Genomic DNA, 11,894 nt, shown 5'->3' on the forward strand with positions numbered 1-11,894 from the left:
GTCGCCTCATGCGCAGCAGCAATTCCGAAGTCCGTCGTGCGCGGGGGCGAGCCACGGCCGCGCTGGTGGCGGTGGCCGCGCTCGGTATGACGCTGACCGGCTGCTCCGACGGCGCCGTCTCGCCGCGCTCGGCCCGCAACGACGCGCTGGACAGCAAGGCCGCGGCGGGCGCCGACGCGGGCGCCGCCTCCGGGGTGGACTGCCGCAAGGCCAAGTGCATAGCGCTGACCTTCGACGCCGGGCCGGGCCCGAAGACGCCCCAACTCCTGGACACGCTCAAGGAGAAGAAGGTGCACGCCACCTTCTTCCTGCTGGGCAGGAACCACGTCGAGAAGTACCCGGACACCGTGCGCCGCCTCGCCGCCGAGGGGCACGAGGTCGCCAACCACACCTGGTCGCACGAGCGCCTGGACAAGCTGAAGCCCGCCGAGATACGCGCCGAGCTCAACCGCACCCAGGAGGCGGTGGCCAAGCTCACCGGCCGCAAGCCGGTGCTGATGCGGCCTCCGCAGGGCCGTACCAACGAGGAGGTCACCAAGGTCACCAAGGAGCTGGGGCTCTCGCAGATCCTGTGGAGCGCGACCGCCAAGGACTACTCCACCAACGACTCCGCCCTGATCACCGAGCGGATCCTGGACCAGGCCGACCGCGACGGCATCATCCTGCTGCACGACATCTACGACGGGACCGTGCCCGCCGTGCCCGGGATCATCGACGCCCTGAAGGCGCGCGGCTTCACCTTCGTGACCGTGCCCCAGCTGCTCTCCCCCGCCGCCCCGAAGCCCGGCCAGCTGTACCGCCCCTGACAACCCGCCCTCGACGCTCCCTCGGGCCGCCCTTCGGGAGCGTCTGGATTTCGCCCTGAGCGTGGACCGGCACGGACCGGTTCTCAGGAGCCGTTCCGGCGGGCAGAGTTGCGGCCATGAAGCTGTTGATACTGGGTGGTACGGAGTTCGTCGGCCGCGCCGTGGCCGAGACCGCGCTGGCGCGCGGGCACGAGGTGACGGTCTTCCACCGGGGCCGCCACGAGCCGCCGAAGGGCGTGCGGGCCCTGCTCGGCGACCGGACGGCCGAGGACGGTCTGGCGGCGCTCGCCGACGGCCGGTGGGACGTGGTCGTGGACACCTGGTCGGGGGCGCCCTCGGCGGTGCGCGACGCCGCGCGGCTGCTCGCCGAGGGGCGGGCCGCCCGGTATGTGTACGTGTCGAGCCGCTCGGTGTACGAGCACCCGGTCCCGGTCGGGGCCGACGAGGGCGCGGAGCTGGTCGACGGCTCGCCGGACGCCGAGGGCGAGGTGGCCTACGCCCAGGCCAAGCGCGGCGGCGAGCTCGCCGCCGTCCGGGAGTTCGGCCCGGACCGCTCGCTCCTGGTGCGCGCCGGGCTGATCCTCGGCCCGTACGAGAACATCGGGCGGCTGCCCTGGTGGCTGGGCCGGATGGCGCGCGGCGGCGAGGTGCTGGCTCCGGGGCCGCGCGATCTGCCGGTGCAGTTCATCGACGTACGGGATCTGGCGGAGTGGATCGTGAGCGCCGCCGACTTCGGGCTCTGCGGCCCGTACAACCTGGTCTGCCCGCCGGACCACACCACGATGGGCGAGCTCCTGGAGGCGTGCGCGCGGGTGACCGGCGGCGGCGCGGAGCTGCGCTGGACGGACCCGGAGCCGATCCTGGCCGCCGGGGTCGAGCCGTGGAGCGACCTGCCGGTGTGGATCCCGCCGGGCGAGCTGCACGGCACGATGCACGGCTCCAACGTGTGGAAGGCGGTGCTCTCCGGGCTGCGCTGCCGTCCTGTCGCGGAGACGGCCGCCGACACCTGGGCCTGGCTCCGGTCGATCGGCGGGGAGGCGCCGCAGCGGCCGGACCGCCCCCGGGTCGGACTCGACCCGGAGACGGAGCGGAAGCTGCTGCACGGCTGAGCCGCGCACGGCGCCGCCCACATGACGGCCCGTCAGCGCGGTTGGCCCAGGGGCCAACCCACCTGATGGGCCGTCACAGAGGCAGCAGGTCGGGCCGCTTGGGCTCCACGTGGTCGCCCGAGCTCTCGCCGCGCAGCCGTCGCCCGATCCATGGCACCAGGTGCTCACGCGCCCAGTGGATGTCGTCGCGCCGCACCTCGAGGGTGCCCCGCGGCGGCATCGGGGGCCACTCCTGGTCAGGGTCGGCCGGGATCTCGAGCCCGAGCACCTGGGCGGCGCGCAGCGCGACCCGGGTGTGCCCCTCGGGCGACAGGTGCAGCCGGTCGGCGTCCCACGCCCGCCGGTCCTGGACGGACCGCAGCGACCACAGGTCGAGCACCGGGCACCCGTAGCGGTCGGCGATGGAGCGCACATGCGCGGTGTACGTCGCCACCTTGCCGCGCAGATGCTTGAAGACCGGCACCCCGCGGGTGTCGAACCCGGTGGTCACCATGACCGTCGGGATCGTGCTCTTCAGGTCGGCCACCGCGCGTTCGAAGCGCTCGGCCACGTCGTCCGGGTCGCTGCCCGGCCGGATGATGTCATTGCCCCCCGCACAGAAGCTCACCAGGTCGGGTGCGAGCTCCTTGGCCCGCGGCACCTGCTCCTCGACGATCTGGTCGAGGAGCCTGCCGCGGACCGCGAGATTGGCGTAGCGAAAGGCCCCCTCCGGTCGCTGGTCTGCCAGTAGCACGGCGAACCTGTCCGCCCAGCCGACGAATGCCCCGTCGGGACCGGGGTCGCCGACCCCTTCCGTGAAGCTGTCGCCGATCGCCGTGTACGACCCGAACGTACCGCTGTTGAATGATCTCGAATCGTCTGCCACGGGACCATATCTTTCCCTTACGCGTGTGACCTACGCGACCGTAAGGAGGGGTTGACGGTGGGTGATATAGACCACCCGGTCAGTTGTCCCCAGCGGGAATACGCCGAATACCCCCGGCGATTCGGGCGGCACGGCTTCCGTCAGAGGCTCGCGCCCTGCTGGCGGAGGTAGGCGATCGGGTCGACGTCCGAGCCGTAGTCGGGCGTGGTGCGGATCTCGAAGTGGAGGTGCGGGCCGGTGACGTTGCCGGTGGCGCCGGAGAGCCCGAGCTGCTGGCCCTCGGTCACGCTCTGCCCGGCCGAGACCGAGAGCTGCGAGAAGTGGGCGTACTGGGAGTACATGCCGTCGGCGTGCCGGATGACGACCTGGTTGCCGTACGCGCCGCCCCAGCCGGCCGAGACGACCGTGCCCGCGCCGACGGCCTTCACCACGGTGCCGGTCTCGGCCGCGAAGTCGACGCCGGTGTGGTAACCGCTGGACCACATGGATCCGGCCATGCGGTACGGGGTGCCGATGCTCACGCTGTCCAGGGGCGCGCGGAAGCCGGAGGAGGAGCCCTGGCCGGCCGAGGGGGCGGTGTCGGCCGGGGAAGCGCCGGTGGCCTGGGACGACGTCGACGTGTGGGCCTTGGCGGGGGCCGGCTTCGCGGCCGGCTTCGCGCCGGTCCCGTGCGAGCCGCTCGCCTTGGCGGAGGTGTGCGACGCACCGGCGGCCTTCGCGCCGAGGACGAGCTTCATGCCCGGCCGGATCAGCGCCGGGTCGGAGCCGACGACCTCGCGGTTGTCCTGGTACAGCCGCTGCCAGCCGCCGAGCCGGTGGTCCTCGGCGATCCGCGACAGGCAGTCGCCGCTCTTGACCTTGTACGTGGTCGGTGCGGCCTGCGGGGCGGCGGGCGCGGCGACGAAGGCGGCGGCCCGGGCGGTCTGCTGGGGCGCGGCGGCGGGGGCGGCGGTCTGCGCCGCGGCGTGCGCGCCGGTGGCGCCGAGCAGCGGGATGGCGAGTGCGGCGCCGCCCGTGCCGGCGGCGACCATGCCCCGGGATATCGGGCTGGACTTGGGACGGCGGTGCTTACCCTTCGCGGGCATGGCGGATTCCTCTCCGGCGCCTGCGAGGTGAGCTGTCGGGTTCGGGCTGGAGCTGCCCGGCCGGCACCGCTGCGTCACGGTGCTCCGGCTTCACCCCGAGCCGTGCCGGAATTCCGGACGGCGCTTACCTGGGTCCCCCGCTCCTGCCACGCGTGGATGGGTGCGGATTCCGGGCGGTGGCAGGATTCGGCGGTCCACCCGGATTGCGGTGACCGTAAGCGAGCCCGGCGCACCACGACAAGTGCCCATTCGTCATCCGCATTCCCGGCCGCGAATTCACCGGGGAATTGCGGTCACCCTGCGTGGACCGGAATTCCCAACGGGCCCGGCCGGACGGGGGAATTCATTCGGGGCCGCCACCACGGAACGTCACGGATATGACGCTCCTCACGGGCAACCTCCGTGTCACGCCCGGGAGATGGACAGGGTCCATCAAATCGCCCAATCCGGACGAAAGTTCCGCCCTGATTCACCCAGCCCGAGAGCTATCACCACACTCTGTCCCGTTTTGAGCCGCTACACCCAGATGGGCAGCTTTGTCGCGCTCGGCGGGTGAATTCCTCATCCCTCCCCCGCACCCGCCCGCCGGAAACGGAACACCGCCGCATCAAGATCACCCACAAGCCCGGTGTCCAGGCCCCGGTGCAGCAATACCGCTCCCCGGTGCACGGCCCCGGTGTCCAGGCACCGATAAGCGGCCGCCGGGTCCAGGCCGCGCAGCCGCAGGGCCGGGGGCCGCAGCCCGTGGTGCTGGGCCTGGAGGTGGGCGAGGACGACGGCGTCGTCGCCGCGTACGTACTGGACGGCGCTCAGACCGCCCTCCGGGGGCCGCAGCCGGTACTGGGCACCGAGCTGCACCACCGGCCGGATCTCCTTGTACAGCTCCACCCAGCCGCGCGCCTCGGCCAGTTCGTCCTCGCTCCAGCGGGTGAGGTCCCCGCCGACGCCGAGCACTCCGGCCATCGCGCTGACGAAGCGGAAGCGCAGACTGCTGCGGCGGCCGTTGAGCAGGGTGTTGGGGCTGTCGGTGACCCAGGCGGCCATCACCCGGGCCGGGTGCAGCTGGCTGAAGCCGTGCTGGATGGCGAGCCGGTCCAGCGGGTCGGTGTTGTCGGAGGTCCACACCTGGTCGGTGCGGGAGAGGATGCCGAGGTCGATCCGGCCGCCGCCGCCCGAGCAGGACTCGAAGTCGACCGAGGGGTGTGCGGCCCGCAGCCGGTCCAGCAGGCCGTAGAGCGCCCGTACGTGGTCGATCCAGAGCCGCTGCGGATACTCCTCGCCGGGCCAGCCCGCGTCGCTGAAGGAGCGGTTGAAGTCCCACTTCACATAGTCGACGGGCACGCTGGAGAGCAGCCCGTCCAATTGCTCCCACAGGTGCTCCTGGACGTCGGGGCGGGCGAGGTTGAGCACCAGCTGGTTGCGGAACTCGGTGCGCCGGCGGCCGCTCTGGTGCTGCACCCACTCCGGGTGCGCCCGGTACAGCGCGCTGTCGGGGTTGACCATCTCCGGCTCCACCCAGATCCCGAACCGCATGCCCAGCGCGTGCACCTCGTCCGCGAGCGGCTTCAGCCCGCCGGGGAAGCGCTCGGGGTTGGGCGTCCAGTCGCCGAGCCCGGCGGCGTCGTGGGTGCGCTCCCCGAACCAGCCGTCGTCGACGACGAACAGCTCGACGCCCAGCGCGGCCGCGCGCCCGGCCAGCGCCCGCTGCTGCTCCTCGCCGATGTCGAACCGGGTGGCCTCCCAGGAGTTGAAGAGCACAGGCCGCACCCGCCCGGCCTCCGGGACCACCCGTGCGAGCTGCCAGGCGTGCCACTCTCGGCTGGCCCCGCCGAAGCCGTCCGGGCTCCACAGCCCGGCGAAGACCGGTGTGGTGTACGCGTGGCCGGGCGCGAGCGACAACAGCCCGGAGTCGTCGTACCCGGCGCCGCCGCTGATCTGCACCCGGCCGTCGGGCAGGTGCTGTACGGCGATGCGCCAGGACCCGGACCAGCCGAGCGCGCAGCCGTACACCTCGCCGCTCTCCTCGGTGGCGGTGCCCTCGGCGTCCAGGGCCACCCAGGGCAGGTGCTGGTGGCCGGTGTGGCCGCGGCGGCTGCCCAGGACCTTGTCGCCGGGGGTGAGCGGGGACCGTACGAGCCGGGACTCGGCCGCCCAGCGGCCGTGCAGCTGGCTGAGCCGCCAGCCCTCGCGCGGCGGCAGTGTCCATACGGCCGCGTCGGCGCGGAGCAGCTCCAGGTCCGGATCGCCGGGCGCGCCCTCGTGGGCGACGGTCGCCCAGCGCTCGACGACGTCCGAGTCGTCGCGCATCCGGTAGTGCAGGGTGAGCCCGAGGCGGTGCACCGCGTCGGCGAACCGCAGCCGCAGCTCGTCGCCGTCGACGTCCGCCCCCGCGAACTCCCCTTCGGTGCCGCGCACTTCGGGCGTCCGTACGGAGAGCGCGGGGCGCGCGAAACGGGGCCCGCACTCCACCACGTACTCCTCCTGACCATCCAGTGGTGACTCGAAGGGCCGGTGGGGCGCGAGGGGCAAAAGTGCCAGGGCTTCGGCGTCGGCGAGGGTGAGCCGTGGGCCCCAGTGCAGATGCAGGAGTTCGCCGTGGTCCGTGAGGTGCAGCGCATAACCGCTGGTGCGGCCGGAGAGCAGCCATATCCGTCCGCTGTCCGCGGTCTCGATCATCCCGAACCCCCAGTTCCGCACAGGTACGCACAGGCATGAACATCAGCAACAGGATCAGGGCAGCGCGCCCGCGAGGGCAATGGGTACGCGGGGGTCGCATTTCGGTCAGACCGCCGAGATGATTGCCCCGGGAACCCATGTCGTATCGTCGGATCGAGGCGGCGTGATCTTTTTTCGAACCACATCAGGAGCCAACGTGACGCAGCAGACTCCGCAGATCCCTTCGACCGAGCCCGAGCTCGCCGGCGTGCGCAACTTCCGTGATGTGGGCGGACTGCCGACCGTGGACGGCCGGCGGCTGCGGCACGGACGGCTCTTCCGCAGCGGCCACCTGGCCCATGCGACCGAGCAGGACGCGGCCTTCCTGACCTCGCTCGGGCTGCACACCATCTTCGACTTCCGCAACGCGGCCGACCAGCGGCTGGAGGGCCCGGACGTCGAGCTGCCGGGCGTGCGGAACGTGAACATACCGCTCACCGACCCCGCCGACGGGGCCGAGTTCTGGAAGATGGTCCGCGACGGCGACATCAACCAGCTGCGCTCGGTCCTCTCCGACGGCCGCGGCGCCGACCGGATGGCCCGCTCGTACCGCACGATCATCCGCGAGCGCACGGCCGAGCACAGCCGGGTGCTGCACGCGCTCGCCGAGGACAGCGTCCCAGCGCTGATGCACTGCGCGGCGGGCAAGGACCGCGCGGGCCTGTCCATCGCGGTGTCGCTGCTGGCGGTGGGCGTGGAGCGGGACGCCATCGAGGCCGACTACCTCAAGTCCAACGACCCGCACCGGCGCTACAAGATGCACCGCAGCGACAACTCGGCGGCCGGTATGAGCGCCGAGGTCATGGAGCTGCTCAACCCCCTCTTCGACGCCCGCGCCGGCTATCTGCACGCGGCCTTCGACACCATCGAGGAGACCTGGGGAAGCACCGACCGCTATCTGAGCGAGGGCCTGGGCCTGACCGCCGAGACGCGCGAGCGGCTGCGCGACCGGCTGGTGGAGGACGCCGCCTAGCCGCGCCCTGAAGGTCACTTCCCGACGGTGAAGAGCAGATAGAGGAAGGCCGCGAAGATGTGGCCCGCGATCAGGTAGGCGAACAGCCGGACCACGAGACCCCGGGGGAACTTCGTCTCCCGGGTGTCGGCGCCGGACCGTCCCTGGTTCTGCGACATGGCGTACCTCTCAGGCGTGCGGGTGGTGCGGATGCGGGTCGGGGCTCTGGAGCAGGGTGTGCACGAACAGGAACACGGCCCCGCCGTGCGAGGCGGCGGAGATCCGGTGCGGGGTGAGCGAGTCGAAGTGCGCGCTGTCACCGGGGTCGAGCTCATGGACGTCCTCGCCCAGGGTGAGCCGCAGCCGCCCGGACAGGACGTGCAGCCACTCCTCGCCCGGGTGGACACGGACGAGCTCGCGCTGGGTGCCGTACGGGACCTCGACGCGCAGGGCCTGCATGGCCCGGCCGGGGTGCCCGGCGCGGTGATAGGTCCAGCCGTCGGCCTCGGCGGGCTCGGCACGGCCGCCCCGGATGACGGGTTCGCGCTCGGGCGGCATCTCACCGAGCAGCTCGGAGACCGTCGTACCGTAGATACGGGCGAGCGCGAGCAGCATCGGCAGCGAGGGCTGGCGGGCGCCCGTCTCCAGCCGGGACAGATGCGCCGGTGAGAGCCCGGCGCGCGGGGCGGCGGCCTCCAGGGTGAGGCCCCGGCGCCGGCGCAGGTCACGCAGGCGCGGGGCGACACCGGGGAGCGCGGGGCCGGACGGCTCCCCGGCGCTTTCGGGCGGAGTGCTCATGCACTCCATTCAGTCAGCGGATTGCCTGTGGGGCAAATTTTTTGCCTCACAGGCAAATCCCGCCCGGATACGCCTACCGGTTGGCGACCGCCTGCTTGACCAGGGTGCGGCCGAAGTCCCACATCAGCCCTCCCCCGCCGTGCGCGTCCTCCATCACGGCCGTGAACGCCTCCACGAAGCGGTCCACCTCACGCTCGCCGATCGTCAGCGGCGGGATCAGCTTGATGACTTCCAGGTGGTCCCCGGAGACCTGGGTGAGGATGCGGTGCTTCTGGAGCAGCGGCACCACCACCATCTGCGCGAAGAGGCCCTTGCGGGCGGCCTGGAGCATGGTCCAGCGCCCGCGCAGCCGGATCGAGGATGGCTTGCCGAACTCGATGCCGACCATCAGGCCGCGCCCGCGTACGTCGTGCAGCAGCTCGTAGCGGTCGACCAGCGCGGCGAGGCGGGACCTCAGAAGCTCGCCGGTGACGCGCGCGTTGGCGACGATCTCCTCGTCCTCCATCACCGAGAGCACCGCGAGACCCGCCGCCATCGCCTGGGCGTTGGAGCCGAAGCTGGCGGAGTGCACCAGGACCCGGTCCATCGACGAGTAGACCTTCTTGAAGATCCACTCCTTGCCGAGGGTCGCGCCGACGGGCACATAGCCGCCGGAGAGCGCCTTGGCGACACAGACCAGATCCGGCTCGACGCCCTTCTCGTGCTGGTACGCGTAGAAGTCGCCGGTCCTGCCGAGCCCGGTCTGCACCTCGTCCGCGATCAGCAGCGCCTTGTGCCGGTGGAGGAGCTCCTGCGCGGCGAGCAGATAGCCGGGCGGCGCCGCGTGGACGCCCTTGCCCTGGATCGGCTCGACGATCAGCGCGGCCACGTCGCCGCGCCTCAGCTCGCGTTCCAGGGCGGCGAGGTCGCCCAGCGGCACCGCCGTGTCGGGCAGCAGCGGGGCGAAGCCGTCGCGGAAGCCGGACTCGCCGTTGACCGAGAGCGAGCCGGTGGTCAGCCCGTGGAAGGCGTGGGAGCAGTACAGGACCCTGGGTCTGCCGGTGGCGTACCGGGCGAACTTCAGGGCGGTCTCCACCGCCTCCGTACCGCTGTTGCCGAAGAACACCCGGTCCAGGTGGGGACTGTGGGCGAGCAGCTTCTCGGCCAGCAGCCCGGGCAGCGGCTGGCAGTCGAAGCGGGTGAGGTCCGCGAGCGAGGCGTCCAGCACGTCGTGCAGCGCCTTGCGGACGACGGGGTGGTGGCGGCCCAGGCCCATCACCCCGAACCCGGCGAGCATGTCCAGGTAGTCCTGGCCGTCCGCGTCCCAGAAGTACGCGCCCTCGGCCCGCTCGTAGACCTTGTCGAAGCCGATGGTGTGCAGCATGCGCGGCAGCTGGTGGTTGAGGTATCTGGCGTGCAGCTCGTAGCGCTCGCCGCCGCGTTCGGCGAGGAGCCGGGCCAGGTCGAAGCCCGTGGGGCCGCCGTCGGTCATCCGTCGTTCTCCTTCTCGGCCGCCACGGCGGCGTCCTGGCGCGCCGCCAGCGCGGCGCTGATCCGTCCCGCGATCTCCACCGGGGTGAGCCCGATGTCGGCGAGCACCTCGGCGCGCTTGGCGTGCGCGAGGAACTGCTCGGGGATGCCGAAGGAGCGCAGCGGGGTGTCCACCCCGGCGTCCCGCAGCGCCTGCCCGACGGCCCAGCCGACGCCCCCCGTACGGCAGTTGTCCTCCACGACCGCCACCAGCGCGTGCCGCTCGGCCAGCGGCGCCAGCTGCTCGTCGACGGGCTTGACCCAGCGGGGGTCCACCACCGTGCACCGGATGCCGCGCCCGGCGAGCAGGTCGGCGGCCTGGAGGCAGACCGGCGCGAGCACCCCGACCGCCACCAGCAGCACCTCGGCGTCCTCGTCGCGGCGCAGCACGTCCATCGCGCCGACCCGGTCCAGGGCGGGGATGTCCGGGCCGACCGACTCCTTGGGGAAGCGCAGCACCGTGGGGGCGTCGTCGACGTCGACGGCCTCGCGCAGCTGGGCGCGCAGCTGGGCCGCGTCGCGCGGCGCGGCGATCCGCAGACCGGGCACGACCTGGAGGACGGAGAGGTCCCACATGCCGTTGTGGGAGGCGCCGTCGACGCCCGTGACCCCGGCCCGGTCCAGGACGAACGTCACTCCGCACCGGTGCAGGGCGACGTCCATCAGGACCTGGTCGAAGGCGCGGTTGAGGAAGGTGGCGTAGACGGCGACGACCGGGTGCAGCCCGCCGGTGGCGAGCCCGGCCGCCGAGACGGCCGCGTGCTGCTCGGCGATGCCGACGTCCCAGACCCGGTCGGGGAAGCGCGCGGCGAACTCGGTGAGCCCGGTGGGGTGGAGCATCGCGGCGGTGATCGCCACGACGTCCTCGCGCTCCGCGCCGAGCGCCGCCAGCTCCGCGCCGAACACCGAGGTCCACGAGGGGCCGCCGGCGGGGGCGAGGGGTAGGCAGGTCAGCGGGTCCATCGCGCCCACGGCGTGGAAGCGGTCGGCCTCGTCGTCCAGGGCCGGCTGGTAGCCGCGCCCCTTCTCGGTGAGGCAGTGCACCAGGACGGGCCCGTGGAAGCGCTTGGCGCGGCGCAGCGCCGACTCGACGGCCTCGATGTCGTGCCCGTCGATGGGCCCCACGTACTTCAGGCCCAGGTCCTCGAACATCCCCTGCGGGGCGAAGGCGTCCTTGAAGCCCTTCTTGGCGCCGTGCAGCGACTCGTACAGCGGCCGCCCCACCACCGGCGTCTGCTGGAGGACCTGCTTGCCCCAGGCCAGGAACCGCTCATAGCCGTCGGTGGTGCGCAGGGTGGCCAGATGGTCGGCGAGGCCGCCGATGGTGGGGCCGTAGGAGCGCTCGTTGTCGTTGACCACGATGATCAGGGGCCGGTCGCGGGCGGCGGCGATGTTGTTCAGCGCCTCCCAGGCCATGCCGCCGGTGAGGGCGCCGTCGCCGATGACCGCGACGACGTGGTCCGGCCTGCCCCGTACCTGGTTGGCCTTGGCGAGCCCGTCGGCCCAGCCGAGCACGGTCGAGGCGTGCGAGTTCTCGATGACGTCGTGCGCGGACTCGGCGCGCGAGGGGTAGCCGGAGAGCCCGCCCTTGGAGCGCAGCTTCGAGAAGTCCTGCCGCCCGGTGAGCAGTTTGTGTACGTAGCTCTGGTGCCCGGTGTCCCACAGGATGCGGTCGGCGGGTGAGTCGAAGGTCCGGTGCAGGGCGATGGAGAGCTCCACCACCCCCAGGTTGGGCCCGAGATGGCCCCCGGTCCGCGCCACCGCCTGGATCAGGAATTCCCTGATTTCCTGGGACAGCAGGGTGAGTTCGGCGCTCTGGAGCGCCTTCAGGTCGTGCGGCCCCCGAACATTCTCCAAGATCGTCACGCTGGAGCCCCCTTCGGATCCCGTTCTGCTCTCGGTGGTTCCGGTCAGCCCCGCGCGGTGACGCTCGGGACGCCGGAGGCGACGCCCTCCCCCTCCATCTCCTGGGCGATCTTCATCGCCTCTTCGATCAGCGTCTCGACGATCTTCGACTCGGGCACCGTCTTGATGACCTCGCCCTTCACGAAGATC

General features: G+C 72.2%; 10 protein-coding genes, 1 pseudogene and 1 riboswitch. Of the genes and pseudogenes, 3 read left to right on the forward strand and 8 right to left on the reverse strand.

Features of this window, described 5'->3' with window-relative positions; genetic code table 11:
• The first annotated feature begins 8 nt into the window (after positions 1-8).
• Together ABD236_RS15360 and ABD236_RS15365 are read left to right on the forward strand one after the other, a co-directional pair.
• A complete protein-coding gene (locus tag ABD236_RS15360; protein WP_425543872.1) occupies positions 9-806 on the forward strand; it encodes a polysaccharide deacetylase family protein in 798 nt (265 codons plus the stop codon).
• Between the two features lie 116 nt (positions 807-922).
• Entirely contained in the window at positions 923-1,915 is a 993-nt protein-coding gene (locus ABD236_RS15365; protein WP_344074197.1) for an NAD-dependent epimerase/dehydratase family protein, read from the forward strand.
• Between the two features lie 73 nt (positions 1,916-1,988).
• Here the strand turns inward: ABD236_RS15365 and ABD236_RS15370 are convergent, their stop codons facing one another.
• The 3 genes from ABD236_RS15370 to ABD236_RS15380 form a co-directional block, all read right to left on the reverse strand.
• Positions 1,989-2,780, reverse strand: a complete 792-nt coding sequence (locus tag ABD236_RS15370) for an SGNH/GDSL hydrolase family protein (RefSeq protein WP_344074198.1) — start codon at positions 2,778-2,780, stop codon at positions 1,989-1,991.
• Between the two features lie 140 nt (positions 2,781-2,920).
• Positions 2,921-3,865, reverse strand: coding sequence for a M23 family metallopeptidase (locus tag ABD236_RS15375; protein WP_344074199.1), 945 nt, complete (start codon positions 3,863-3,865; stop codon positions 2,921-2,923).
• A 4-nt stretch (positions 3,866-3,869) separates the two neighbouring features.
• A riboswitch (cyclic di-AMP (ydaO/yuaA leader) is annotated at positions 3,870-4,051 on the reverse strand.
• Positions 4,052-4,426: 375 nt separating this feature from the next.
• Complete coding sequence (locus tag ABD236_RS15380) at positions 4,427-6,541, reverse strand: alpha-galactosidase (protein ID WP_344074200.1); 2,115 nt, start codon at positions 6,539-6,541, stop codon at positions 4,427-4,429.
• Between the two features lie 196 nt (positions 6,542-6,737).
• Between ABD236_RS15380 and ABD236_RS15385 the strand changes: the two genes are divergently transcribed.
• A complete protein-coding gene (locus tag ABD236_RS15385; RefSeq protein ID WP_344074201.1) occupies positions 6,738-7,553 on the forward strand; it encodes a tyrosine-protein phosphatase in 816 nt (271 codons plus the stop codon).
• A 14-nt stretch (positions 7,554-7,567) separates the two neighbouring features.
• On the opposite strand, the gene ABD236_RS15390 is transcribed toward ABD236_RS15385, so the two are convergent.
• The 5 genes and pseudogenes from ABD236_RS15390 to ABD236_RS15410 form a co-directional block, all read right to left on the reverse strand.
• A complete protein-coding gene (locus ABD236_RS15390) occupies positions 7,568-7,711 on the reverse strand; it encodes a DUF6126 family protein (protein WP_344074202.1) in 144 nt (47 codons plus the stop codon).
• 10 nt (positions 7,712-7,721) lie between these two features.
• Entirely contained in the window at positions 7,722-8,330 is a 609-nt protein-coding gene (locus tag ABD236_RS15395) for a helix-turn-helix domain-containing protein (protein ID WP_344074203.1), read from the reverse strand.
• Between the two features lie 73 nt (positions 8,331-8,403).
• On the reverse strand, positions 8,404-9,801 hold the full coding sequence (locus ABD236_RS15400) for an aspartate aminotransferase family protein (RefSeq protein WP_344074204.1): 1,398 nt from the start codon (positions 9,799-9,801) through the stop codon (positions 8,404-8,406).
• Positions 9,798-11,705 carry a 1-deoxy-D-xylulose-5-phosphate synthase gene (gene dxs, locus ABD236_RS15405; protein ID WP_344074205.1) on the reverse strand — a complete coding sequence of 636 codons (1,908 nt, stop codon included), beginning with the start codon at positions 11,703-11,705 and terminating at the stop codon, positions 9,798-9,800. The genes ABD236_RS15400 and dxs overlap by 4 nt, the downstream gene beginning before the upstream one ends.
• A 44-nt stretch (positions 11,706-11,749) precedes the next feature.
• Positions 11,750-11,894, reverse strand: a pseudogene (locus ABD236_RS15410) (flavodoxin-dependent (E)-4-hydroxy-3-methylbut-2-enyl-diphosphate synthase); the annotation flags it as partial.

The organism is Streptomyces crystallinus, assembly GCF_039521265.1.
Classification (GTDB): Bacteria; Actinomycetota; Actinomycetes; order Streptomycetales; family Streptomycetaceae; genus Streptomyces; species Streptomyces crystallinus.

Coding starts and splice junctions, on each gene's coding strand:
- ABD236_RS15360 (WP_425543872.1), top strand. CDS start 9: ATGCGCAGCAGCAATTCCGAAGTCCGTCGTGCGCGGGGGCGAGCCACG.
- ABD236_RS15365 (WP_344074197.1), top strand. CDS start 923: ATGAAGCTGTTGATACTGGGTGGTACGGAGTTCGTCGGCCGCGCCGTG.
- ABD236_RS15375 (WP_344074199.1), bottom strand. CDS start 3,865: ATGCCCGCGAAGGGTAAGCACCGCCGTCCCAAGTCCAGCCCGATATCC.
- ABD236_RS15380 (WP_344074200.1), bottom strand. CDS start 6,541: ATGATCGAGACCGCGGACAGCGGACGGATATGGCTGCTCTCCGGCCGC.
- ABD236_RS15390 (WP_344074202.1), bottom strand. CDS start 7,711: ATGTCGCAGAACCAGGGACGGTCCGGCGCCGACACCCGGGAGACGAAG.
- ABD236_RS15395 (WP_344074203.1), bottom strand. CDS start 8,330: ATGAGCACTCCGCCCGAAAGCGCCGGGGAGCCGTCCGGCCCCGCGCTC.
- ABD236_RS15400 (WP_344074204.1), bottom strand. CDS start 9,801: ATGACCGACGGCGGCCCCACGGGCTTCGACCTGGCCCGGCTCCTCGCC.